The following is a 25,378-nucleotide window of genomic DNA, read 5'->3' as shown; positions in this document are numbered from 1 at the left end:
TCATCTCCTTATGGCTGATCCCTAGAATCCTCCATGGATCGCGTCGGGACTGGCCTGGCGCGCACGCCCGGACCCAAAAAACATGAAACAGACAGAGACCCAGCAGCAGGCCGCGTACGACTATCACGAGTTTCCGACCCCGGGGAAGATCTCGGTCGTCGCCAGCAAGCCGCTCGTGACGCAGCGCGATCTCGCGCTCGCCTACACGCCCGGCGTCGCCAGCGTGTGCGAGGCGATCGCCGCCGATCCGCTGCAGGCGCGCCGCTTCACGAGCCGCGGGAATCTGGTGGGCGTGATCACCAACGGCACCGCCGTGCTGGGTCTGGGCAACATCGGCGCGCTCGCGTCGAAGCCGGTCATGGAAGGCAAGGCCGTGCTGTTCAAGAAGTTCGCGGGCATCGACGTGTTCGACATCGAGATCAACGAGACCGATCCGGACAAGCTCGTCGACATCATCGCGGGCCTGGAGCCCACGTTCGGCGGGATCAACCTCGAGGACATCAAGGCGCCGGAATGCTTCACGGTCGAGCGCAAGCTGCGCGAGCGCATGAAGATTCCCGTCTTCCACGACGACCAGCATGGCACCGCCATCACCGTCGCCGCCGCGTTCATCAACGGGCTGAAGGTGGTCGGGAAGTCGATTTCGGAGGTGAAGGTCGTGACGTCGGGCGCCGGCGCCGCGGCGCTGGCCTGTCTGGACCTGCTGGTCGACCTCGGGCTGCCGGTCGCGAACATCTGGGCGACGGATATCGAAGGCGTCGTCTATCGCGGCCGCACCACGCTGATGGATCCGGCCAAGGAACGCTTCGCGCAGCCAACCGACGCGCGCACGCTGGCCGACGTGATCGGCGGCGCCGACGTGTTCCTCGGGCTGTCGGTCGGCGGCATCCTGAGCGCGGACATGCTGAAGGCGATGGCCGCGCGGCCGCTGATTCTCGCGCTGGCCAATCCGACGCCGGAAATCTTCCCGGAACTGGCGCACGCCACGCGCGACGATGTCGTGATCGCGACGGGCCGCTCGGATTTCCCGAACCAGGTCAACAACGTCCTGTGCTTCCCGTACATTTTCCGCGGCGCACTGGATGTGGGCGCAACGACGATCACCCGCGAAATGGAAATTGCCGCGGTTCACGCAATTGCCGGCCTCGCGGAGGAAGAGCAGAACGACGTCGTCGCGGCGGCCTATGGTGGCGACGAAGTGTCGTTCGGTCCGCAATACCTGATTCCGAAGCCATTCGATCCGCGCCTGATCGTCCGTATCGCACCGGCCGTGGCCAAGGCGGCGATCGAAGGCGGCGTGGCGACGCGTCCGCTCGAGGATCTCGACGCGTATGTCGAGCAGCTGCAGCAGTTCGTCTACCACTCGGGCGCGTTCATGAAGCCGCTGTTCGCGACCGCGCGCCAGCTCGTGCGTGACGGCGGCAAGGCACGCATCGTGTTCACCGAAGGCGAGGACGAGCGCGTGCTGCGCGCGGTGCAGGTCATCGTCGACGAGAAGCTCGCGCGTCCGATCCTGGTCGGCCGTCCGGAGGTGCTGCTGGCGCGTATCGAGCGGTTCGGCCTGCGCCTGCGACTCGGTCAGGATGTCGAGGTGACCAATCCGGAATATGACGAGCGCTTCCCGCAATACTGGACGACGTACTGGGAACTGCGCTGCCGCGACGGCATTTCGAAGGAAATGGCGCGGGTCGAAATGCGGCGTCGCCTGACGCTGATCGGCGCGATGATGGTGCGGCTCGGCGATGCGGACGGGATGATCTGCGGGACGGTCGGTGAATATCACAACCACCTGCGGTTCGTGGACGAAGTGATCGGCAGGAAGCCCGATGCGTCGACCTACGCGGCGATGAATATCCTGCTGCTCAATCAGCGGACGGTCGCGCTGGTGGATACGCACGTCAACGACAACCCCGATGCGGAGCAGATCGCGGAATTCACGATCGCCGCGGCGCGGCAGATGGAGTGGCTGAATCTGACGCCGAAGGCCGCGCTGCTGTCGCGGTCGAACTTCGGCTCGGGGAGCGCGGCTTCGGGCGTGAAGATGCGGCAGGCGCTGGAGATCATTCGCGCGCAGGCGCCGGATATCGAGGCCGATGGCGAGATGCATGGCGACTGCGCGCTCGATGAAGGGCTGCGGGCGCGGCTGCTGCCGATGTCGCCGCTGAAGGGTGCGGCGAACCTGCTCGTGTGTCCGAACGTCGATGCGGGGAATATCGCCTATAACCTGCTCAAGACCGAAGCCGGCAGCAACGTTGCCGTGGGACCGTTCCTGCTCGGGGTCAATGCACCGGTGAACATTCTCACGTCGAGTGCGACGGTGCGGCGGATCGTGAACATGACGGCGTTGACGGTGATCGAGGCGAATCGGAACGTGGCTGCGTGATTGCTGTTGATGCAATCGCTTGACGCGGGTCGGCTGCGGCCGACCCCGTCGGGCGGCGCGGTGGCGGGCGGGTCTGTTCGATCGGCGAGCCAACAATCGACCGTTCACCGCTGCGAAACTTCACCGTGCCGTCTCCGCGGCTCATCGTCGCTCGCCGGTCAGACGCGTTTCACTGACAGCGTGCGCACGCGAGTCGCGATCCGGGCGATGCGACCGCGAACGCAACATTTCGCAGCGCAGCCGGGGGATATGCCGGGCGCGCGCATGCACCCCTCAATCGTCAACGCAGTCTCCCCACATCACTCCGCCAGTGCGCCCTCCGCCCCGAACAAAATAATTGAGACATATACCCCGCCGTTACCAATCAACCGCGATATTAAAAAAATAAACTCCGCCTCTTCTGCCAGGCAATCGGACAAAAAAAAATCCAAAAATAGCAATTTCGTAAAAGTACGAAATTAACTTCTCCGCCTCGACAAGTTCCGCCTATCTATATAAATTTATCTCGCATCCCCGCATATATGGGGATCGACTATATTTATCCTTCTTTCAAATTCCCGATACAGATAGTGAATTTGGCGCAACTTTCTCGGCAGGCAGGCTCTTAGTGAAAACCACCGGCAACGATTCTCAGCAAAATGCGAACTATGTCAAACGCCTGCTGCAGGCACCCGAGCGTACCCGCCATGACGTACGTTCACTGGCACGTTGGGGAGCACTTTGATAGGCATCACAGGTCGATGGGCGCTTGTCTTCATCTGCATCTCCCTGTCGTTTGGCAGCTTCGCGGATGAAGCGGCTCAAGTGAGCTTTGCACTGAGGCTGGCTGACGATACTGCATCGGTATCGATATTGCTTGCCGCCGGTCTCATCGGAGGCATTCTATCCGGCCCGATCGCCCCCATGATCCTCCAGCGGATCGGACCTTGCCAAACGATTCCCGCCGTATTTCTCCTTCAGGCGCTTCTGATCGCAGCAGCGTCCCTGGCCAACCAGTTCTGGAGCTATATCGTCGTTTCAATGGCGCTCGGATCTACGGGATCTCTTCTCTGGGCAGCAATCATGGTGGCTATTCCGAGCTATACAACCGACGAGCGGTACATCGATCGCATCAATCGGATTACGCAATCGGTGCGGAACATGGGTTATGTGGGCGGCCCCGCTCTCGGCGGCTTGCTGTACGGGATGGTCGAGCGCTCACGGGGGCTATTGCTGCTTGCTTTGCTGGTGTTGGTCGCCGCTCCGGTCACTTCGTTATGTTTCAAGGCGCTGGATTCCTTCATTCCGAAATCCGGTCAAGCCTCTTCGCAAGCCAAGCAGAAGGGAAGACTCGACCTGCTCGGTCTCTTCCGCACGGCCGGCGTGATCCGTGCGGTCGCTCCGCTATTGATGACGGTCGTGCTCACATCGACGCTCAATGTGCTCCTGATATTTCGAGTGCGTACTGAGCTGCAATTCAGTGCAGAGATCTATGGACTCGTCATCAGCGCATTGAGTGTGGGTCTGATCGTTGGTCCCGTGCTATTTGCGGGCCTGTTTGCGAGGCGCGGTGATGCCACCGGTGCCTCCATCGCCGCCGGCATCATCGGCGCCGGCATTTTATGGCTCGCATTGAGTGACGCAGCGTGGACCATCATGTGCGCCACGTTTCTGATCGGGTCGGCAAACGGCATCCAGAACGCACTCACGGCGAGTTTCATGATGAAGGCGATCGATCCGCAGCGGCGTGTCAACCTGATGCCGGCCTACATATTTTGCATCCAGACTTCGGTGTTTCTCGGCTTTCTGAGCGCCGGCATGATCAGTACGGCACACGTGAGCATGGCTCTCATGATTGTGGGAGTCGCAACGGCGATTATCGGCGCATGCGGCATCGCGTTGAATGTCAAGAACCGACCAAGCATGGTTACAAAAGGAGGCTGATCTCAGAATCAGTCACTACTACTTCGACGAGCCGCTATTCGACGAGTCCGAGTTGACGACGGCTCTGCGACGTGTGATTTCGCCGCCGCGGAGTCCATTGTCCGCGATGGACACTGTGTTCTCGATCTCGGCTGTGGCGATGGCCGACTGCTCCTGCATCTCGCTGGGAAATTCGCATTGAAGGAAAGCTTCGGTATCGACATCTCTCCCGTCGCCATCGATCGCTTCAATGCGTCCATCGGTCACCGCCACATTCACGCGCTCCGATCACACCGAACCAGCGCCCTACACAACCCGCTCCAGCGCACCGGCAAACCTCGCAACCGCGGCATCGACATCATGCAGTTTGTCGAGACCGAACAAGCCGATACGGAAGGTCTTGAAATCCGCCGGCTCGTCGCATTGAAGCGGCACGCCGGCCGCGATCTGCATGCCGACATCGGCGAATTTCTTGCCGGAGCGGATGTCGTCATCGTCCGTGTAACTGACCACGACGCCCGGCGCCTCGAAGCCTTCGGCGGCAACGCTCCTGAACCCCTTCTCGGCCAGCAACGCACGAATCCGCGTGCCGAGTTCGAGCTGCTCCGCCCTCACCTTGTCGAAGCCGTACGCTTCGGTTTCCTTGATGACGTCGCGCAGCGTCGCGAGGCTGTCCGTGGGCATCGTCGCGTGGTACGCGAAGCCGCCGTTCTCGTAGGCTTCCATGATCTGCAGCCACTTGCGCAAATCGCACGCAAAACTGGTGCTGGTCGTCGCATCGATGCGCTCGCGGGCGAGCGGGCCGAGCATGACCAGCGCGCAACCCGGCGACGCGCTCCAGCCCTTTTGCGGCGCGCTGATCAGCACATCGACGCCGCTCTTCTCCATGTCGACCCAGATCGTGCCGGACGCGATGCAATCCAGCACGAACATGCCGCCGACCGCATGCACGGCGTCGGCCACCGCGCGCAGATAGGCATCGGGCAACATCATCCCGGATGCGGTTTCGACGTGCGCCGCGAAGACCAGATCCGGCTTGTGCTCGCGAATCGTGGCGACGACTTCGTCGATCGGAGCCGGTGCAAAGGCGGCTTGCCTTCCCGCTTCGACCGGGCGCGCTTTCAACACGATCTCTTCGGACGGAATGCTGCCCATGTCGAAAATCTGCGACCAGCGGTAACTGAACCAGCCGTTGCGGATGACCACGCACTTCTTGTTCGTCGCGAACTGCCGTGCCACGGATTCCATGCCGAATGTGCCGCTGCCGGGGACGATGACGGCCGCCTTCGCGTTGTAGACTTTCTTCAGTGCGGCGGAAATATCGCGCATGACGCCCTGGAAGCGCTGCGACATGTGATTGATCGACCGGTCGGTGTACACCACCGAATATTCGAGGAGTCCGTCGCGGTCGACATCGGGAAGTAATCCTGGCACGTTCGCCTCCGGTAAAGGATGAGCCATGGGGTAAGAGCGAGCGGTATTGGTGACGCGATGCCTCCACGCCTGTGCAAATCCGCGTTTTTGATTCGACGACGACCGATTCTAACGAAAGCCGTCTGATGCTTGGGATTTTGGTGTGTTGTGGTGCGTCATGAGAACGGCACGGGATTGACCGCCGGCTCGTCCGGCGATTGGCGCTCACGTAAAGCCCGCGCATCGAAACGCAACATCGTGAAACCGGGCTTGCTCTCCGATGACACGAGAACGTAATCTTCAATGGCACAGGCGGAGGTGGCGAACGATTCCGCCCGGGTTTCCTGACACGCCGCGATGAACATGAAAAGCCGTGCCCGCCCACCTACGGTCCAATCGCCGAGCAAGCCCGCTGCCGGCCCGCTTCGGTGGATCACCGGCCTCGCCGCGGTGCGCGGCTATCAATGGCCGTGGCTGCCGCACGATCTGCTTGCCGGCATCACGCTCAGCGCCGTTCTCGTGCCTGCCGGCATGGCGTACGCGAATGCAGCGGGCCTGCCCGCCGTCAGCGGCCTCTATGCATCGTTTGCCGCGATGCTTGCGTATGCGCTCTTCGGCCCGAGCCGCATCCTCGTTCTCGGCCCCGACTCCGCGCTGGTCGCATTGATCGCCGCAAGCATCGTGCCGCTTGCTCACGGCGATTCCACGCGCGCGCTGGCCCTTGCCGGGGCGCTTGCGATACTCACGGGCGCGATCTGCATCGCGGTCGGGGCGCTCAGGCTCGGATTCGTCACCGAGCTTCTGTCGCTGCCCATCCGGCACGGTTTCCTGAACGGCATCATGCTGACGATCAGCATCGGACAGCTGCCGAAGCTGCTGGGATACCAAGGCCATGGCGAATCGTTCGTCGAGAAGGTGCGCGACGTGATCGAAGGCATCGCGGCATCGAGGGTGAACGCGACATCGTTCGCGCTCGGCGTCGCCGCGCTCGTGCTGATCCTCGTCTTCAAACGGCTCTGGCCCAAAGTGCCCGGCGTGCTGCTCGCCGTGGCAGGCGCGACGGTGGTGGTGATGTGGTTCGATCTGTCCCGGCGTGCGGGCGTCGCGACCGTCGGCGCAGTCTCGCAAGGCCTGCCCGTACCGCGCATCCCGCACGTGACGCTCGACGACTGGCTGCATCTCGCGGGTGGCGCAGCGGCGATCGCGCTCGTTTCGTTCACGGATATCAGCGTGCTGTCACGTACCTACGAATTGCGCAACAACACCAGCGTGGACCGGAATCACGAATGCGTCGCGCTCGGGCTGTCGAACATCGCCGCCGGCTTGGTGCAAGGGTTCGCGGTGAGCGCGAGCGGCTCGCGCACCCCGGTCGCGGAGGCGGCGGGCGCGAAGACGCAGGCGACGGGCGTGGTGGCGGCCGCCGTCGTCGCCGCGCTGCTCCTGTTCGCGCCACGCGCGCTGTCGCACACGCCGCAATCCGCGCTGGCTGCCGTCGTGATTGCCGCATGCGTGAACATGATCGAGGTGCGGGGCGTCATGCGGCTTTATCGCCTGCGCAAGAGCGAGTTCGTGCTGGCGGTGGTGTGCTTCGTCGGCGTTACGGCCCTGGGTGTCGTGAACGGCATTGCACTGGCGCTGCTGCTCACCGTGCTGTCGTTTCTATGGCGTGCGTGGCGGCCTTACGACGCCGTGCTCGGGCGGGTCGACGGGATGAAGGGCTATCACGACGTGTCGCGCCATCCGGAAGCGCGGCGCGTGCCCGGGCTCGTGCTGCTGCGCTGGGATGCGCCGCTCTTTTTCGCCAACGGAGAGATCTTTCGTGAGCGCGTGCTGCGCGCCGTCGACGAATCGCCCCGGCCGGCGCGCTGGATCGTCATCGCGGCGGAGCCCGTGACCGATATCGACCTGACCGCCGCCGATGTACTCGAACGGCTGCATGGCGAGCTGGCGGCGCGGCAGGTGAAGCTGGTCTTCGCGGAGCTGAAAGGCCCCGTCAAAGACAGCCTCAAGCATTACGGCTTGTTTGGCATGTTCGGCGAAAGCAACTTCTTTCCGACGATTGGTGAGGCGGTAAGCGGCTATTTGAAAACACATCAGGTCGTGTGGCACGACTGGGAAGACGAAGCATCGGGCTGAAAACGGATCGCTCAGATCAATGCATTGCGTGATGGCCGGAGAGCCGTATCTGGGCCTCCGCCAGTGACAGCAAGCGCTTAAAACGCAAAAGGGACGATTCAGCGTGTGAAGTCCCGTCCGCTGCGCGCGAGCGTCTCGACGCGAATGCGCACGACGGGAAGCGTCGGAAGTCCCGCCGCTGCGGTGTAGTCTGATAGTCAGGTGCCACATCGGAGGCGATATGGAACGGGAGTTGAAGCTACGGGTTTCCGTCAAGGATCTCGACAAGCTGCGCCGCGCGCCATTGCTCGCGCGGTCCAACGGCGCCCAGGCGCCTCAGCTGCTGAAGAGCACGTACTTCGATACATCCGCGCTTGCATTTCACGGGTGCGGGGCTTCTCTTCGGGTACGCGCGGTCGGCAACGAGCGAATCCAGACGTTGAAGCTGGAAGGATCGGTACAGGCTGGTCTGTTCGAACGGGATGAGTTCGAGACGCCCGTCGACGGCGACCTCCCCGATCTGACGCGGCTGCGAGATCAAGTGCCCGCTGACGGCGACTGCGGCACGCTGGCTCGCGACGAGGCTACGGCGGCCCAGCTCCGGCCCGTATTCGTCACGCGAATCAAGCGTTCGGTTATACCGCTGCGCTTGCCGTCCGGCGACGAAGTCGAGGTTGCGCTCGACAAGGGGACTGTGGAGGCGGAGTCGGATTCGGTCCCGATCGCCGCTGTCGAACTGGAGCTGAAACGGGGCCGGCCTGAAAGCCTGTACGGCGTCGCACTGGAATTGCTGGAAATCGTGCCGTTGCGCATCGATCACGAGAGCAAGTCCGATCTCGGCTACGGACTGCTGGTTGCCGAGCACCGCCCTGCCGTCAAGGCGCAACCGGTACAACTGAAGAAACGCGATTCGATCGAAGACGCCTTCTGCCGAATCGCGCGCAACTGTCTGGATCAGGTCCACGCCAATGAGCATGGCGTCGAGTCCGGCCACGATCCGTCGAGCGTCCATCAGATGCGTGTGGGGCTGCGTCGTCTGCGTTCGGCGCTCGACCTGTTTGCGAAAGCGATTCCCGCGTACTCCGGCCTCGACGACGAGCTGCGCTGGATCGCCGCCGAGCTCGGCGCCGCGCGTGACTGGGAGGTACTTGCGGGAACGACGCTCGACCATGCCGGTACGAACGGCATTCCGGATGAGATCCATCCGGTGCGCGAAGCGTGCGAGCACATTGCCGTCGAGAACCGGCAGCGCGCGGCCGCGGCAGTCGGGTCGGTCCGCTACACGCGGCTCGCGTTGCAGCTCGCGTCATGGTTGAGCCGAAAGGGCTGGCGACAGGGAATGTCCGACGAACGGCGCGATGCGCTCATGCAGCCGGCGAAGCCATTCGCCGGTGATGTTCTGCGTCGTCGGCACCGGAAACTGATCAAGCGCGGCAAGCGGCTGGCCGATCTGGACGATCACCGTCGCCACCGTGCCCGCATCGCGGCGAAGAAGGTGCGATACGCGACCGAATTCTTCGCGTCGCTGTGCCGCAAGCGGGCCGTCCGATCGTATGTCGACGCGCTGACCGCGCTTCAGGACGATCTGGGCTGGCGTAACGATGCCGTTGTCGCGGACAAGCTTCTGAAGGCGCTGCCCGATACGTCGCCTGACGCCGCGCCGGGCGCGGGCTTCGCGCGAGGCTTTCTGGCCGCGCGCGCCGCAGCCGATCATCGGACATTGAAGAAGCTGTGGAGCCGCTTCAAACGTCTGCCGCCACCGCACTGAATCGGCACAACGCTATCGCCACGCACAATCAGTACCGGTCGGACACCCCCTCGATCCCGCGCTCCTGCAGCGCGCGAACCAACCCGGCACGCACCGTCGCGACGTCGGAAAACGCCGGCCGTCGATGCGCGGCGACTTCGGCTGCCGTATAAGGCTTGAAATCGCGCGGCAGCGCCTCGCGGTTCATCGTCGTGAGCACCCAGTTGAGCACGTCGGCGAGATCCTGGTCCGACAGCGCCGAATTCGACGCACCCGGCACGCGCATCACGTACTCGCGCCCCGCCGGCAGATGCGTGAAATAACCGAGCGAGTTCGCAAGCGGCGGCACCTTGCCCGGAATGCCGCCGCCCGTCGCCGTGTGGCAGCCCATGCAGTTGAGCACCCAGTGCTGTCGCGCGAGCGTCGCATCGGCCGCGCCGTCGGCATGGGCGGGTACGGCAATCGCACACGCAGTGGCCGCGACCACCGTCAGCAACGAAGACAGACGGCGTGCGATGAACGCCCCGATCCGCCACGCCGCCGCACGCCGGCCGCCACGCACGAGCCCGCCACGCCGCCGAATGCACCCGGCATTCACAGCCCCAGCCCCTTCGTCACGACGGCACGTTGCGCGTGAACGGCCGTGCCGTCCATCTCCTTCGCGCGCGCCGAGCGAATGTCGGCCGCCGTGAACGGCTTCGCGTCGCCGTGCTTGTCGTTGAGATCGAACACGACGTAGTTGAGCACGTTCGCGATATCGTCATCGCTCGCGCTCGCGAACGACGGCATCTTGAAGTTGTAACGCTTGTCGTGCACGTTGATCTCGCCGAACATCCCGTGCAACAGCGTCGCGACGAGTTGTGCGCGGCCCGCGTCGGCCGTCGCGTACTTGCCCGGATACTCGGTCAGCGGCGGCGCAAGGCCGTCCTGCCCCTTGCCGCCGGCCTGGTGGCACACCGAGCACTGCGCGTCGAACAGGCTCTTGCCCGCCGGGTAATGGACGGCCTGCTGCGCACCGGCAAAAGCGGGCAACGCAAACCCCGCAACAGCCGCCACGCATGCGACAACGATCTTTCCAGCTTGCATCACTTTCATTGCTTTGCCGCCCCCAGCAGGACCGAAACCGAACAGTGGTAATTCGAATTACCGTTCGCCATGCACCAGTTGATGTCGTTGTTCAGCGACAGCTTGTACAGCGGCTTCTCGCGCTCGTTGCGGTTGCAGAAGCACTTGCCGCACGACGTCTTGCCGCAACAGTCGTTGTACGACACGATGTAGTCCGAACCGTCGTGCGGATTGCGGCACGTGCCGATCCACGTGATCGGCGACGGCGTCGTGCCCGGCGGACAGCTGCTCGACGTGCCGCCGCAGCAGCTGCACAGCCAGCCGTCGATCGCGCAGTACTTCCAGTAATCGCAGCTCATCGGATCGTCGCTCGCGCCCGACGCCGCGTCGGCCGCATACGCGGTGCGATCGACGGGCAGCAGCGGCAGCATCGCCGAGCCCACCAGCACCTTGCCGAGCCTCGCCATCGCGCTGCGCCGCGAACTATGCTGCGCGACGCCGCGCGCCGACCGTTCGAACCATGAATCAAACAGGCCCATATAGTTGTTCTCCGTTGACGTTGAAAGAGGGTCGGCCGATCACGCGTGCTGCGCGTGCTCTTCGTGACCGCCGTTGTCGTGATCGCCATGAACGAACTGCTGCAGCGATGCGACGCCCCGCTCCTTCGCTTCGAACAGGCTCTCGAGATGCTCGCGCGTGTTGACGAGCCCCTTCGCACGCACGGTGCCGGTGTCGTCGAGCAGCACCGCGTACGGCAGCTTGCCGATCTGATACGCGAGGCCGAGCTCCTGCGACAGCACGTACGGGAAGCGCGCGAGGTCGTGCTTCTGCGCGAAGCGCGTGTGTTCGTCGAGTTCGCCGTCGCTCGCGAGCACGATGTTCACCGGCGTCGATTCGCTCGCCTGCAGCGACGGCAACAGCGGCAGCAGCTTCTTGCAGACCGGGCACGTCGGCGACAGGAAGAACAGCAGCGTCGCCTTGCCCGCCGCGTCGATGCCGCCGACCTTGATCCGCGACCCGCGAATGTCGGTCAGCTCGAACGTCGGCGCGATCGCGCCGACCGCCGGGCCCTTGTCGATCATCAACGCGCCGGCCGGCATGATGCGTTCGTACAGGATGCCGATCTGGCGCACGAGCGCGAGGCAGATCGCGCCGAGCGCGAGGACGGCGATCCACAGCAACGCGGTGGAAACGGTGAGAGCGGTTTGCATCATGAATTCCTCAGATGTGAAAGGCGCGGGATGTTGGCGAGCAGCACGTCGACGGTGAGCAGCGCGCAGACGATCAGCAGCACGGAAGAGAACAGCGTCAGGTAGTCGAACCATACGATCGCGCGGCCGCCCGGCTCGACGAGCGCGGTCGCGGCCAGCGCGACGAGCAGCAGCACGCGCGCGACATGCAGCCAGCCGATGCCGCGCGGCGCATCCGCGCGCGCGGCGGCAAAGCCGGAACACCCGCAGTCGATGTCGGTGTGGCCGCGCAGGATGTTGATCGTCATGCCGGCCGCGAAGACGAGCAGCAACGCGATCAGGCCGAGCGCGCCGGTCATGCGCGTATCGGGAAACAGCAGCGCCGCGGCACAGGCGGCTTCCGCGAGCGGAATCGCGAACGCGGCGGGCGCGATGAGCGCATCGGGCAGCAGGCGATAGCCGGCGAGCGCTTGCCGGAACGCCGCCGGCCGGCGCATCTTCGCGAAGGCGCCGAGCAGCACGACGACGGCCGCGCCGGCTTGCGCGCTGGTGGCGAGTACGGGATCGAGCGTCATCGCGGCCTCACGGGTTCACGAGCAGCGTCGACGTACTGCCGATCTGCTTCTCGACGTGCTGCCGCTTGCCGGTGCGCGCGTCCATCACGACGAGGTCGGAGGTGCCCGTCAGCCCGTAGAACAGCGGCTTGTCGTCCTCGCTGACCTGGATCGACACGAGCGGATCGACCTTCTCCTGCGCGAGATCCCAGCGCGCGACGCGCTGTTTCGTCTTCAGGTCGTAGACCCACACCTGCGTGCCGGGATCCTTGTGCGTGCCGTCGCCGCCCTTGTGCATCAGCACGTAGTAGCGGTGCTGCTTCACCTGCACGGCCGTCTGCTGCATGCCGCCCGGGCGCCAGCCTTCGACGCGCTCGGCGTCGGTCAGCAACGACCACGACTTGCCGAATGCCGGCTTGTCGCCGCTGAAATCGGCGCTGCGCACGTTGCCGTGATACGTCGTGAACAGATAGCCGCCGTTGTAGCGCGACGCGTTGATGAAGGCCGGATCGTTGTCGACGTCGATGAACGCGTCGGACATCGTGCGCTTCACCTCCTTGCCGTTCGCGTCGAGCGTGACGGTCAGCGCCTTGCCGCTTTCGCACAGCGCGGTGAAGCGATCGTTCCCCGACGGATACGCGAGCACGCACGCCGCGGTGTCGATCTCCGACAGGACCTTCTTCGACACGGCGTCGATCACCGTCACCGACGCGGCCGGCGTGATGTTCGCGACGTACAGCCGCTTGCCGTCCGCGCTGAACGCGGTGTTGTACGGCGACGGCACGTGCTGCCCGTGCTTCGCCGGAATCACGATCTCGCCGCTGTGATCGAGCGTCGTGTTGTCGGTCATCTCGACGACGTCGGTGCGCGTGCCGTGCGAGCCGCGCGAGAAATAAGTCGTCGCGATGAAGCTCGTCTTGTGATCGGGCGAGATCGCGAGGCCGGGCGCGAAGCCGCCGTCGATCTGGCCGAGCAGCTTCTTGGCGTCGGCGTCGTACACGTAGATGCGCCCGTCGGTCATCGTCGGCATCGCGATGTCGACGACGTACACCTCGTGCGGATGCCACGACGGCATCTTTTGCACGACGAGTTCCTCGGGCTTTTCCGTCGCGTTCGCGCTGCCGGCCCACGCCGCCGCGAACGCCAGCGTCGCCGCGCAAACCGCGGTGCGTCGCCTTGCTCTCATGTCGCCTCCAGTTGGGATTCACGTTATGTGGGGCGACTGTAGTTCGACAATAAATCGGTTCAGCACCCGGACCGGCAACGCGTGCGTGCCGATTCGGGACATTGGAAAACCACCTGAAAGGCACCGCGGGTCGACACCTTCCGACCCCTCAAAAACCCCCGCCCGAATAGCGCTCGTCCGTATTGCGCCGACCGTTTGGTCGGTTTAATCTTGCGCGGTCCGAACGACCACCGGAGGCGCCGTGCTCGTGTTTCACCAGAGGTTCGACGACGCAGACCGGCATGCCGAGGCGCTGCGCGGCTGGGATCAGCGTTACGACCAGATCGGCTCCGGCTCGTATCGCAGTGCAGTCAAGCACGCGGTGCTCGACGGCGTGCAGCTGTTCCAGGAAACGGCGAACGTGCGCATCATCCAGCGCGGGCGCCTGCCGCCCGGCCATACGGTGTTCGGGATGCCGCTCACCGGCTCGGGCACCTTCGCATTCGGCGATGCGCGCATGGAGCGCGGCACGATCGTGATGGCGCGCGGCGGCGCGCCTTTCGAACTCCATTCGCCGGACGACATGTCGCTGATCGGCGTGGTCGTCGATGCCACGCTGATGCAGCAGATCGAGGATGCCGCCGATGTCCGGCTCGACGAGCGCGCGCTACGGCGCGGCGTCGTCGATGTGCCGGTCACCGCGCGCGAACGCGCGAGCGTCCAGCTCGCGACGCTGCTCGAGCGCGTGCTGTCGGCACCCGATACGTTCGACGCGGCGCGTGCGCAGTCCGAACTGCGCGGCGAAGTCGGCAACGTGCTCGTCGATCTCCTCACGTACCGGATGCCCGAGCCGCCGAACCGTCTCACGCATGCGTGCCACGCCGACATCGTGCGCCGCGTGCACGACTACGTGATCGAGCATCCGGAGGCGCCCGTCGACATCCTGAGCCTGTGCACGCAACTGCGCGTGAGCCGGCGCACGATGCAGAACAGCTTCCAGTCGGTGGTGCAAACTGGCCCGCTGAACTACACGCGCTCGCTGCGCCTCGCGCAGGTGCGGCGCCTGCTGCTCGACACGCGGCAGTCCGACCTGCCGATCAGCGAAGCGGCCGCGCGCTGGGGGTTCATCCACCTCGGGCACTTTGCGAATGCCTACAAGGCCCAGTTCGGCGAACTGCCTTCGACGACGGCGCGCCGGACGGTGCGCGGCGCAAAAACGCGCTGACCGCCCGCAAAACCCGCGATAATCCCGTGTTGAACGTTCGGCTCCCGCGAGCCGGGCGCGGTGTGCACCTGTCTGGCCGCTCGCCGCACCGTGCCGCGCGGTACGCGACGCCCACCCGATTCCACCCCACGCCCCGATGCCAGAGGATTTCCATTTCCTGTTGCTGCCCGGCTTCTCCGCGCTCGGCTTCATGTCCGCGGTCGAACCGTTGCGCGTCGCGAACCGGTTTCGCACCGAGTTGTACCGCTGGCACGTGATCAGCGCGGACGGCGCGCCCGTCGCCGCGAGCAACGGCATTCCGGTCGCGGCCGAAGCCGCGTGCGCGGACGTCGCGCAGGTCGACACGGTGTTCGTGGTCGCGGGCTTCGATCCGCTCGTGTGCTACGACCGCGCGCTCGCCGACTGGCTGCGCCGCCAGAATCGCCATGGCGCGACGCTCGGCGGCATCGACACCGGTAGCTTCGTGCTCGCGGAAGCCGGGCTGTTCGACGCATCGCAAACGCTCACGCTGCACTGGGAAGCGCTTGCCGCGTTCCGCGAACGCTACCCGGGCCTGAACGTGACGCAGGAGCTGTTCGAGATCGGCGAGCGGCGCATCACCTGCGCGGGCGGCACCGCGTCGATCGACATGATGCTCGACCTGATCGGCCGGCGGCACGGCGCCGAGCTCGCGGCGGCGATCTCCGAGCAGTTCGTCGTCAGCCGCATCCGGCAGCGTTCGGACAGCCAGCGGCTCGAGATCGCCGCGCGCTACGGCGTGCACAACCGCAAGCTGATCCAGGTGATCGGCACGATGCAGCGGCACATGGAGAACCCGCTCGGCTCCGACGCCCTCGCGCAGGAGATATCGGTCACGCGGCGCCAGCTCGAACGGCTGTTCAGCGCGACGCTTAACGACACGCCGACGCACTTCTACTTGAACCTGCGCCTCGACCGTGCGCGCGAACTGCTGCAGCAGACCGACATGAGCATCACGTCGGTGTGCGTCGCGTGCGGCTTCGAATCGCCGTCGCATTTCTCGCGCACGTACCGCTCGCGTTTCGGCGTGAGCCCGCGCAGCGACCGCCGCGCGACGCGCTGAACGGCGCCGCTTTTGCGTACAATCCGGCGCGCTATTGCGCGCGCCGGCTGCGTTTGCCGCCATTCGCTGAACAATGCCGGAGAATGATCGACGGACCGAAGCGACCTTCGAAAATAATTTGCAATGTCGCTGAAAATGTTCTGTAACATACCTCGCAATTAGATAGGCAGCCCTAAGGAGATGAGAGCCCGGGGCCGCGCACGTCGCGCCACGCAGGCTGCCAAACCGATCTCAATGCCGATCCGAGGGGTATGACATGACGATGCTCGCTTCGCCGTCGCCGCACCTGCCTGCCGTTCGCTTCCCCCCCGCCGCTCCTTCCCGATTCGTTTCGACCTGACGCTTAGTCATCCTTAGTCAGTCGACGCTCCCAGCACCGCTTCGCCGCACCGGTTCCATCGAGCCGGCGCGCGGGCCGTGTCGTGCCTGCTCGCCACGAGCGCGCGGGCGTGTCCAACCGTTGAGATGAGGATCACGTATGCAGACATCACGCAAAGCATTGCCCATCGCCCTGGGGCTCGCGCTCGGTTTCGGCATCGTCGGCGGCAGCGCGGCCGATTCCAAGGTCGCGAACCCGCAGGCGTCGAGCCTGCGCGAAAGCCTGACACGCGGCGTCGCATCGGCGCCGGCCGCGGCCAGGACCGATACGGCCGCCGGGCAGTTCCGCGCCGACGGCGTCGCCGTCACGCTGTACAACCCCGCGTATCACGCGAAGAAGGCGGCCGCCACGCCCGCCGCCGCCGCGCGCGATTTCGTCGCGTCGCAGGCGACGCAGCTCGGGCTGGACGCGGCCGCGCTGGCGAGCCTCGCGGTGACGTCGGAACGCAACGACGCCGACTTCACCGTCGTGCGCTTCCAGCAGCAGGCGGCCGGGCTGCCCGTGTACGGCAGCGAGATCGCGGTGACCGTCGCGAAGGACGGCCGCATCCTGTACGTCGCGAGCAACACGGTCAGCGGCGTGGTCGCCACCGCGCGCAAGGCGCAGGCGGTCGACCAGCAGCAGGCGCTCGACCGTGCCCGCTCGTATCTCGGCGTAAGCGGCTTCACGAACCTCGATGCGCAACTCGTCGCGTTCGTCGACAAGGCCGGCACGCATACCGCGTGGAAGGTGCGCGGCCGCCCGCAGGACGGCCCGAAGGGCGACTGGGAACTGCTGATCGACGCGGGCAGCGGCGAAGTGCTGCGCGCCGAGGACAAGGCGTTCTATGCGACCGACGGCACCGGTTTCGTGTTCCGGCCGGATCCGCTGTCTTCGACGAAAAGCAGCTACGGCAGCACGGGCTACAAGGACAACAACGACGTCGATTCCACGCAGCTCACGGCCGCGCGCGTGCGCGTGACGCTGAAGGAGCTCGCGCAGTCGGGCTCGCGTTACACGCTGTCGGGACCGTATGCGTCATGCGTCGATTTCGATGCGCCGCGCGACAACGCGTGCCCTTCGCAGGCGACGCCGGCGTTCGAATTCACGCGCGGCAACCTGTATTTCGAAGCGGTGAACGTGTACTACCACATCGACACGTTCCTGCGCTACGTGAACCAGACGCTCGGCATCAAGGCGCTGCCGTACCAGTACACGGGCGGCGTGCAGTACGACCCGCACGGCGAATCGGGCGACGACAACTCGTCGTACTCGTCGAGCAGCGGCCGGCTGACCTTCGGTCAGGGCGGCGTCGACGACGCGGAAGATGCGGACGTCGTGATCCATGAGCTCGGCCACGGCATCCATGACTGGGTGACCAACGGCGGCCTGTCGCAACAGGAAGGCCTGTCGGAAGGCACCGGAGATTATCTCGCCGCCGCGTACAGCCGCGACTTCAATCAGTGGAGCCCGTCGGACACGCAGTATCACTGGGTCTACAACTGGGACGGCCACAACGAATATTGGGGCGGCCGCGTGACGAACTGGAACGTCGGGCGCACCTACGCGCAGGCGCGCGGCGCGGAGATCCACACGGCCGGCCAGTACTGGGCTTCGTGCAACCTCGTCGCGCGCGACGCGATCGGCGCGCAGGCGATGGACAAGGCGTTCCTGAAGGGGCTGTCGATGACCAACAGCTCGACGAACCAGAAGGCCGCCGCGCAGGCCGTGCTGACGGCCGCGGCCGCGCTCGGCTACAGCAGCGCGCAGCTCACGGCGATCGGCAATGCGTACAACAAGAGCTGCACATACGGCGTGACCGTGCCGCAGAAGTCGTAATTCCGCAGCAGGCGGGGGCGTCGCACGACCTGCGGCGCACCCTTTTCCTCGACATCGCTACCCTCACGAGATCGAACATGCCTACTCTGACATTGACCCGCCTGAGCGCCGCGCTGGGCGGCATGCTGCTGACCGCCGCCGCACAAGCCGCGCCCGCGTGGATCACGCTCGGCGACACCGCGTTCCGGCAGCTTCAACGCATCGATGCAAGCGCAACCGCGCAATACAGCACGGCGCTCGACGCCGGCCGTGCGGCCGACGGCACCGTGCGCCGCGAAACCGTGCATATCGTCGAGATCGACGATTCCCGGCTCGGCGAGCTGGCCCACGCGGTACACCGTGCGCGCGGTCACGGGCCCGGCTACATTGTGCACGACTCGTTCGACGACGCGCGCCAGGCCTTGCAGCCGGTATCGGCGGCGGTCGCGAAGCAGGCCGCCCTGCCCGCCTACACGGTGTCGAACGCACCGCGGATCGGGACCTGGATCCAGCAACTGCAGGCCAGCAACATCGTCGGCACGATCACGTCGCTGTCCGGCTTCACGAACCGCTATTACACGACGTCGCACGGCGTCGCCGCGGCCGACTGGCTCGCGCTGCAGTGGAAGCAACTGGCGGGCTCACGCGCCGACATTACCGTCGAACAGTTCGCGCATAGCAGTTTTCCGCAAAAGTCCGTGATCCTGACGATCCGCGGCAGCGATCCAACCGCGGGCACGGTCGTGCTGGGCGGCCACCTCGATTCGACGGTCGGCCGCACGACGGAAAACACGCGCTCACCCGGCGCGGACGACGATGCGTCCGGCATCGCCAGCCTGACCGAAGCGCTGCGCGTGCTGCTCGCAAACGACTACCGGCCGAAGCGGACGATCAAGTTCGTCGGATACGCGGCCGAGGAAGCCGGCCTGCTCGGTTCGAAGGCGATCGCGAAGCAGTTCCGCGCGCAGAATGCGAACGTGGTCGGCGTGCTGCAGCTCGACATGACGAACTACAAGGGCGATCCGAAAGACATCTACCTGATCGCCGACTACACGAACGCCGCGCAGAACACCTACCTGACGAACCTGGCGAAGACCTACCTGCCGGAACTCGCGATCGGCACGTCGCAGTGCGGGTATGCATGTTCGGATCACGCGTCGTGGAATGCGCAGGGCTATCCGGCGTCGTTCCCGTTCGAGGCCGACCAGAACGACAGTCCCTACATCCATACCGTGAACGACACGCTGGAGAATTCGGATCGGCAGGCGAACCACGCGCTGAAGTTCGGCAAGCTGGCACTCGCGTATGCGGTCGATCTCGGCGGCGACGGCAGCGCGACCATCAAACCCTGACCGCGCCCCGGCCGGCTCGGGCCACCCCGGGCGCGCGCGGCATGCGCGCCCGTTCGAACGCGTTTCCGGTTCCGGATAGAATCGTCGTTCGATCACTTCCGCACCACCGTGCCTCGCCATGACCGATTTCTCCCGCTCAATCAGCGATCTCGCGCCCGAGCGCGTCACGACCGCGTTCGACCTGGCCGGCCATACGACGGCGCGCTCGCTCGGCGTCGCACAGGGCATCGTCGTGCGTTCGCGCTCGATCGTCGGCTCGTTCGGCGCGGCGCTGCAGACCCTCTTCGGCGGCAACATCACGCTCTATACGTCGCTGTGCGAGAAGGCGCGCCAGCAGGCATTCGACAAGATGCTCGCCGATGCGCGCAAGCTCGGCGCGAATGCGATCGTCGCGATGCGCTACGATTCGACCGAGATCGGATCGGGCATCACGGAAGTCATCTGCTACGGCACGGCCGTGCAGGTCACGCGCGACGCCGGCGCCTGAGCGTCAACCGGGCGTCACCCGCGCGTCACCCATCACGCGCCGGCCGCCCACACGATCGCGACGATCGAGCCGATCACGAGCACCGGGCCGATCGTCTTGCGCTTGTTCAGTTCGGTCCACAACAGCACGCCCGTCAGCGACAGCAGGATCAACGCGCCCGCGAGCGTGTCGACGAGCAGCACCCAGCCGATGCTCATCCCGACGCCCTTGTGCAGGTTCGTCAGCCACGCGAGCGTGGCGTTGTCGGTGCGCTTGAGTGTCATCGTGTCGCTGCCGACCCAGTAGTCGACGGCGACGTTTTCACGCGGCGACGCGAACACGAGCTGCCAGTGCTCGGGCTGCACGGTCTTGCGATCGCCCCATGCGACCGGATGCTCGGGTTCCTTCTGCACGCGCCCCATCCGTTCCGGCAAATGCAGATCCGGTTGCCCGCGCAACCATTGCGCGAGCGCGAGCGGTGAAGCGGGTTCCGGGTCGGGCACGTCGAGCCTCAACGTCTCCACATGCGGCGCACCGGTCTGGATCCGCAGCGGTGGCGCGCGGTGATTCAGCAGGAACCCCGTCGCGCCGAACAGCAGGCCGAGCGCGGCGCCCCACAGGCCGATCCAGCCGTGCACCTTGCGCAGCCACTTGATGAACGTCCCGCGGCGCGATCGCGTGCGGCCGGCGCTGGCCGGACGTGCGCCCGGCGCAACGCGTGACACGGGCGCCGCGTCGATTTCGATGGGATCGGCAACGCTCACGTTTCGCTCCAGATTCTCAAAAGATTGTGATAACAGCCGACCAGGCTGCGGCACGCCTGTGCATCGGCACCGCTCGCGTTGAGCCGCTGGATCGCAGTGTCCATGTCGAACAGCAGCGCGCGCTGCGCATCGCTGCGCACGAGGCTCTGCACCCAGAAGAAGCTCGCGACGCGCACGCCGCGCGTGACCGGCGTGACCTGATGCAGGCTCGTCGCCGGATAGACGATCATGTCGCCGGCCGGCAGCTTGACCTGCTGCACGCCGTACGCGTCCTCGATCACGAGCTCGCCGCCGTCGTATTCGTCGGGCGCGGACAGGAACAGCGTGACGGACACGTCGGTGCGCAGCTTCACGCCGTTCGGCAGCACGCGCACCGCGCCGTCGACGTGACTGCCGAACGTCATCCCGCCTTCGTAGCGGTTGAACAGCGGCGGATAGACCTGGTTCGGCAGCGCCGCGCTGATGAACAGCGGATTGCGCTCGAGCGCAGCGAGGATCACGTCGCCGAGTTCGCGCGCGACCGGCGAATGCTCGGCGATCTGCTGGTTGCGCTTGACCGGCGCGCCCGTATAGCCGGCCGTCGCACGGCCGTCGACCCACGCGTCGCCCGCGCGGTCGAGCCGGTCGCGCACCATGCTCACCTGCTCGGGCGTCAGCACGTTCGGGATGTGTACAAGCATCGATTCCCCTCTTTCATCGAATGGCGCGGCGGCGCGCGTGTCGCTCAGAAACGGTAGTCGAGCGTCGCGAGGAACGTGCGCCCGACGCCCGGCACCGCACGGCCGCCGTCCGACTGGATCAGCGCATCGTAATAGAACTTGTTGGTCAGGTTCAGCAGATTCAGGCGCAGGTCCCACTGCTTCGCGTGATACGCGGCCGTCGCATCCCAGCGCGTGTAGCCGCCCACCTGCACGTAGTCCGTGTTCGCTGCGTAGCGTCCCGACATGTACGTCGGGCCGCCGCCGATCTCCCAGTGCGGCGTGAACGCATACGTGGTCCACAGCGTGAACGTGTTGCGCGGCGTATTCGCGAGCGTCTTGCCCTGCGTGCCGTCGCGCGCGCTCAGGATCACGCCGTTCATGTACGTGTAGCTGCCGAACACCTGCCACTTCGGCGTGATGTGGCCCGTCACGCTCGCCTGGAAGCCGCGCACGCGAATGTCGCCTTCGAGCAGGTATTCACCCGTCGACGTCTGCGTGCGCGCGTTGCTCTTCTCCTGCTGGAACAGCGCCGACGTGACCGACAGGTTGTCGTTCAGCAGGTCCCACTTGCCGCCGACCTCGTACGACTTCGTGTGTTCGGGCGACAGGTTCTGCGTGTTGTTCGTGACCGTCAGCGTCTCGAGCGACGGGTTGAACGACGTGCCGTACGACAAGTAGTACGACTGCGATTCGGTCGGCTGATAGATCACGCCGGCCCGCACGCTCGTGAAATAGTTCGTCTGCGACGTGTAGCCGGGCGCGCTCACCGTGTTCGCGAGATGCGCCTGGAAGCGATCCCAGCGCAGCCCGCCGACGAATTTCCAGTCGCGGCCGATCGACACCGTGTCGTTCATGTACGCCGCGAGCGTGGTCGCGCCCGATTCGGCGTGGTTGGCCGGCGTCTGCGTCGCGTTGGTCGCCGTCGACGACAGGTAGGCCGGGTTGATCAGCGACAGGATCGGCAGACCGCTGCGCGTGTACGCCTGGTTCGTATAGCTGTCGTGGCCGACCTCGACACCGGCGATCAGGTCGTGCTTCACGAAGCCCGTGTCGAACTTGAAATGGGCCATCGTGTCGTTGTCGACCGAATGGTTTTCGATCACGCGGTCGTGGCTCGCGAGCTTCACGTACAGCGCCGACATCGGCAACGACGTGTAGTTGCCGTTCGTCAGCGCGGCGCTCGACGACAGCGGGCCCGTCAGCACCGCGTTCGCGGCCGTCTCGCGCGCATCGGTCATCGAGTGCGAGAACGACGTGCGATTGCTGATCGTCAGCGCATCGTTGACGCGATGATCGATGCGTGCGGACACGGTCTGCACGTCCTGGATCGTGCGGTCGTCGGTGAGGCCGTAGAAGGTGTTCTTCGGCACCGGCGCCGGATGGCCGTTGACCGCGAGCACGCCGTAGTCCGGCATGTCGTAGTTGTGCTGGATCAGCGCGGACAGCGTCACCTCGGTCGGCGTGCCGATACCGAAGCGCAGCTCCGGTGCGATCCCGTAGTCCTTGTTCTTCATCACGTCGCGCGTCGAGCCGAGCGACTGGCCGAACGCATTGATGCGGAACGCCGACGTCGCGCCCAGCGACCGGTTCAGGTCGACGCTCGTGCGGTAGTGGTCGTTGGTGCCGATCGTCGTCGACACCTCGGCGGACGGCTTCAGGTTCGCCTTCTTCGACACCTGGTTGATCACGCCGCCCGTCGAACCGCGCCCGAACAGCATCGACGACGGGCCGTACAGCACCTCGACCGAATCGAGGTCGAACGTGTCGCGGTAGTACTGGTTTCGATCGCGAAAGCCGTCGAGATAGATGTCGTTCTGCGCGGTGAAACCGCGCAGGTTGATGTTGTTGCCGATCTGCCCGCCTTCCGCGCCGCCGATCGTGATGCCCGGCGCATTGCGCAGCGCGTCCTGGAACGACGTGAGCCCTTGCGACTCCATCAGCGCCTTGTTGATCACCGTGACCGACTGCGGAATGTCGCGCAACGCGGTCGGGGTTTTCGCGCCGACGCTCGAGCGCTCGGCCTGGAAGTCCTGTTGCACGGCCTGACCCGAGACGCTGATCGTCGGCAGCGTCTCGCGCGCGGCGGCGGCGGCCGGCGGCGCATCGCCCGGTTTCGCGGTGACGGCCGGCGACGATTCGGCGCTCGTGCTCTGAGCGAGTGCGGGCGAAGCGATAGGCAAAGCAAAGGCCAGCGCGAGCGCGCTCGCGAACGGGGTCCTGTTCGGCATGGAAATCCAGTCGGAATGAAACCGCCCCGCGTGGACACGCGCCGATGCGCGCGCACGAGGCACGGATGCGATGGCTTGCGGGCCACCGGCGATCAGGCCGACGGCACTAGCTGGCTAGGGTTGACGAGTCACCGGCGGCAGTCGCCGCACCGGTCACGGAAATGAGAATCGGTATCATTCCATGTATTTTCTATGGTTTCAATTGATAACCGCTTCGTCATACGAAAGCACTATGTTTCAGAAAATTACGGAAATTTATATGTAATTTTCTGAATGGTTTTCGTAATTAAAATCAGCTCTTTCATCGGATGAATGCCGCCCGATGCCTTGTGCAGCAAGGCATTGATGGAATGGCCCCTTTTCGTTTTCGGGCCTCGTCGAACTGGCTGACGCTTCGACCCAATCGGAAAGACGGTGGACCAATTGTTTAATCAGACGATTATCCGAACCGAATGCCGTTTGGCATTTGATTGAAACAAGCAAGCATTTTGAAATGAATTGCGGTGAACGCGACGGCTCAATGATCGCGCTCCAGCGACGTCATGTTCCGCAAGGTCGGAAACAGGCGCATCCACGTGAGCGCAACGGCGATCGTCGCCGCGCCGCCGATCACGATCGCCGCGGGCGCGCCCCACCATGCAGCCGTCACGCCCGATTCGAATTCGCCGAGCTGGTTCGACGTGCCGATGAACAACGAGTTGACCGCGCTCACGCGCCCGAGCATGTCGTCGGGCGTACGCAGTTGCACGAGCGACAGGCGCACGACGACGCTCACCACGTCCGATGCGCCCAACGCCGCCAGCGCGATGAGCGACACCGCGAAATGCCTCGACAGCCCGAACACGATCGTCGCGATGCCGAACGCGATCACGCCGCCGAACATCGCGCGGCCCGGCCGCCCCTTCAGCGGAAAACGCGTGAGCCACAGCGTACCCGCGAGCGCCCCGACCGCCGGCGCAGCGCGCAACGCGCCGAGCCCCCACGGTCCGACCTGCAGGATGTCGCGTGCATAGATCGGCAGCAGCGCGGTGGCACCGCCGAACAGCACCGCGAACAGGTCGAGCGACAGCGCGCCGAGGATCGCCGGTTCGCGCCGGATGAACGCGATGCCCGAGAACACCGAACGCAGCGTGACCGGCTCGCGGGCCGGCGGCGCGCTGCGCAGCGGAATCGTGCCGCTCAGCACCGCCGCGATCGCGAACGCGACCACGCTCGTGCCGAACGCGGCGGGCGCACCGATGCCATACAGCAGCCCGCCGAACGCGGGCCCGAGAATCTGCGCTGCCTGGTTCGCGGATGTCGACAGCGCGGTCGCGCGCGGCAGGTCGCTGCGCGGCACGACGGCCGGCAGCAACGACGACACCGACGGCGATTCGAACGCGCGCGCGGTGCCGACGATCGCCGCGAGCGCATACACGGCCGGTTCGGTGAGCCCGCCTTTCGCCGCGCCGAGCAGGAACACGCCGGCGGCCAGCGCCTCGACGCTCTGGCAGATCGTCGCGATGCGCCGGCGGTCGTAGCGGTCGGCCACCTGCCCGACGACGAGCGTCAGCGCGAACATCGGCACGAACTGCGCGAGGCCGACGAGACCGAGCGCGAACGCGCTGTGCGTGAGCGAATAGACATACCAGCCGATCGCGACCGACAGGATCTGGAACGCCAGCGACGACATCACGCGCGTGCCCCAGAAGCGCTGGAACGGTGCGTGGCGGAACAGGTTGGCGGGTAACGCGGATGCGGTGCTGGATTCGGGTAACGGGGTGGTCATCGAGGAGGCGTCATCGGAGGGGAGCGGGCGATCGGCGATGCGCGATACGGCCAAACCGCGATGATATCGCCAACTGCCCCACT

21 protein-coding genes and 1 pseudogene are annotated in these 25,378 nt (G+C 65.3%); 10 read left to right on the top strand and 12 right to left on the bottom strand.

The window, feature by feature from the left end; translation table 11 throughout:
* Positions 1–82: 82 nt before the first annotated feature.
* The 3 genes and pseudogenes from ACVK00_RS07855 to ACVK00_RS07845 all read left to right on the top strand — a co-directional run.
* Entirely contained in the window at positions 83–2,383 is a 2,301-nt protein-coding gene (locus ACVK00_RS07855) for an NADP-dependent malic enzyme (protein ID WP_228908276.1), read from the top strand.
* A 723-nt stretch (positions 2,384–3,106) separates the two neighbouring features.
* On the top strand, positions 3,107–4,306 hold the full coding sequence (locus tag ACVK00_RS07850) for an MFS transporter (RefSeq protein ID WP_284895868.1): 1,200 nt from the start codon (positions 3,107–3,109) through the stop codon (positions 4,304–4,306).
* Positions 4,266–4,573: pseudogene (locus ACVK00_RS07845) on the top strand (SAM-dependent methyltransferase); the annotation flags it as partial. The gene ACVK00_RS07850 and the pseudogene ACVK00_RS07845, both read left to right, overlap by 41 nt.
* An 18-nt stretch (positions 4,574–4,591) precedes the next feature.
* Here ACVK00_RS07845 and ACVK00_RS07840 read toward each other — a convergent pair.
* Positions 4,592–5,719: an aminotransferase class V-fold PLP-dependent enzyme gene (locus ACVK00_RS07840; RefSeq protein WP_284895587.1), complete on the bottom strand. Its 1,128-nt coding sequence runs from the start codon at positions 5,717–5,719 to the stop codon at positions 4,592–4,594.
* A 155-nt stretch (positions 5,720–5,874) separates the two neighbouring features.
* A complete protein-coding gene (locus ACVK00_RS07835) occupies positions 5,875–6,063 on the bottom strand; it encodes a hypothetical protein (protein WP_284895589.1) in 189 nt (62 codons plus the stop codon).
* Here ACVK00_RS07835 and ACVK00_RS07830 point away from each other — a divergent pair.
* Together ACVK00_RS07830 and ACVK00_RS07825 are read left to right on the top strand one after the other, a co-directional pair.
* Positions 6,056–7,834, top strand: coding sequence for a SulP family inorganic anion transporter (locus tag ACVK00_RS07830; RefSeq protein ID WP_354123259.1), 1,779 nt, complete (start codon positions 6,056–6,058; stop codon positions 7,832–7,834). The two genes, ACVK00_RS07835 and ACVK00_RS07830, sit on opposite strands and share 8 nt — an antisense overlap.
* 220 nt (positions 7,835–8,054) lie before the next feature.
* Positions 8,055–9,581, top strand: coding sequence for a CYTH and CHAD domain-containing protein (locus tag ACVK00_RS07825; protein ID WP_284895591.1), 1,527 nt, complete (start codon positions 8,055–8,057; stop codon positions 9,579–9,581).
* A gap of 28 nt (positions 9,582–9,609) precedes the next feature.
* Here ACVK00_RS07825 and ACVK00_RS07820 read toward each other — a convergent pair whose 3' ends face one another.
* Genes ACVK00_RS07820 through ACVK00_RS07795 form a run of 6 tightly spaced genes read right to left on the bottom strand, consistent with a single transcriptional unit; the run spans position 9,610 to position 13,555 of the window.
* A complete protein-coding gene (locus ACVK00_RS07820) occupies positions 9,610–10,122 on the bottom strand; it encodes a c-type cytochrome (RefSeq protein ID WP_284895593.1) in 513 nt (170 codons plus the stop codon).
* A gap of 32 nt (positions 10,123–10,154) precedes the next feature.
* Entirely contained in the window at positions 10,155–10,655 is a 501-nt protein-coding gene (locus ACVK00_RS07815; protein WP_284895595.1) for a c-type cytochrome, read from the bottom strand.
* Positions 10,652–11,164, bottom strand: a complete 513-nt coding sequence (locus ACVK00_RS07810; protein WP_212052143.1) for a methylamine dehydrogenase light chain — start codon at positions 11,162–11,164, stop codon at positions 10,652–10,654. Before ACVK00_RS07810 ends, ACVK00_RS07815 begins: the two co-directional genes overlap by 4 nt.
* A 39-nt stretch (positions 11,165–11,203) precedes the next feature.
* Entirely contained in the window at positions 11,204–11,839 is a 636-nt protein-coding gene (gene mauD / locus ACVK00_RS07805; RefSeq protein ID WP_284895599.1) for a methylamine dehydrogenase accessory protein MauD, read from the bottom strand.
* Entirely contained in the window at positions 11,836–12,390 is a 555-nt protein-coding gene (locus ACVK00_RS07800) for a MauE/DoxX family redox-associated membrane protein (protein ID WP_354123258.1), read from the bottom strand. Before ACVK00_RS07800 ends, mauD begins: the two co-directional genes overlap by 4 nt.
* 7 nt (positions 12,391–12,397) lie before the next feature.
* A complete protein-coding gene (locus ACVK00_RS07795; RefSeq protein ID WP_284895601.1) occupies positions 12,398–13,555 on the bottom strand; it encodes an amine dehydrogenase large subunit in 1,158 nt (385 codons plus the stop codon).
* A 241-nt stretch (positions 13,556–13,796) separates the two neighbouring features.
* Between ACVK00_RS07795 and ACVK00_RS07790 the strand changes: the two genes are divergently transcribed.
* The 5 genes from ACVK00_RS07790 to ACVK00_RS07770 all read left to right on the top strand — a co-directional run bounded on the left by ACVK00_RS07790 (position 13,797) and on the right by ACVK00_RS07770 (position 19,855).
* Positions 13,797–14,759 (top strand): helix-turn-helix domain-containing protein, encoded by a 963-nt coding sequence (locus tag ACVK00_RS07790; protein WP_284895603.1) that lies wholly within the window; start codon positions 13,797–13,799, stop codon positions 14,757–14,759.
* A gap of 136 nt (positions 14,760–14,895) precedes the next feature.
* Positions 14,896–15,840, top strand: coding sequence for a GlxA family transcriptional regulator (locus ACVK00_RS07785; RefSeq protein ID WP_011659450.1), 945 nt, complete (start codon positions 14,896–14,898; stop codon positions 15,838–15,840).
* Positions 15,841–16,318: 478 nt separating this feature from the next.
* The gene (locus ACVK00_RS07780; protein WP_284895605.1) at positions 16,319–18,037 is read left to right on the top strand and encodes a M36 family metallopeptidase; all 1,719 of its coding nucleotides are present in this window, start codon (positions 16,319–16,321) and stop codon (positions 18,035–18,037) included.
* Between the two features lie 77 nt (positions 18,038–18,114).
* Entirely contained in the window at positions 18,115–19,368 is a 1,254-nt protein-coding gene (locus ACVK00_RS07775) for a M20/M25/M40 family metallo-hydrolase (protein ID WP_284895607.1), read from the top strand.
* 118 nt (positions 19,369–19,486) lie between these two features.
* Positions 19,487–19,855 (top strand): YbjQ family protein, encoded by a 369-nt coding sequence (locus ACVK00_RS07770; RefSeq protein ID WP_228908288.1) that lies wholly within the window; start codon positions 19,487–19,489, stop codon positions 19,853–19,855.
* 32 nt (positions 19,856–19,887) lie between these two features.
* On the opposite strand, the gene ACVK00_RS07765 is transcribed toward ACVK00_RS07770, so the two are convergent.
* From ACVK00_RS07765 to ACVK00_RS07750, 4 genes are all read right to left on the bottom strand, one after another.
* Positions 19,888–20,598, bottom strand: a complete 711-nt coding sequence (locus ACVK00_RS07765; RefSeq protein ID WP_284895609.1) for a PepSY-associated TM helix domain-containing protein — start codon at positions 20,596–20,598, stop codon at positions 19,888–19,890.
* On the bottom strand, positions 20,595–21,278 hold the full coding sequence (locus tag ACVK00_RS07760) for a Fe2+-dependent dioxygenase (protein WP_166721837.1): 684 nt from the start codon (positions 21,276–21,278) through the stop codon (positions 20,595–20,597). Before ACVK00_RS07760 ends, ACVK00_RS07765 begins: the two co-directional genes overlap by 4 nt.
* A 44-nt stretch (positions 21,279–21,322) precedes the next feature.
* Positions 21,323–23,527 (bottom strand): TonB-dependent receptor, encoded by a 2,205-nt coding sequence (locus ACVK00_RS07755; RefSeq protein ID WP_284895611.1) that lies wholly within the window; start codon positions 23,525–23,527, stop codon positions 21,323–21,325.
* 517 nt (positions 23,528–24,044) lie between these two features.
* A complete protein-coding gene (locus ACVK00_RS07750) occupies positions 24,045–25,295 on the bottom strand; it encodes an MFS transporter (RefSeq protein ID WP_284895613.1) in 1,251 nt (416 codons plus the stop codon).
* Positions 25,296–25,378 lie beyond the last annotated feature (83 nt).

Source organism: Burkholderia sp. PvR073, assembly GCF_054055695.1.
This window is presented reverse-complemented; position numbering and strand designations above follow the sequence as displayed.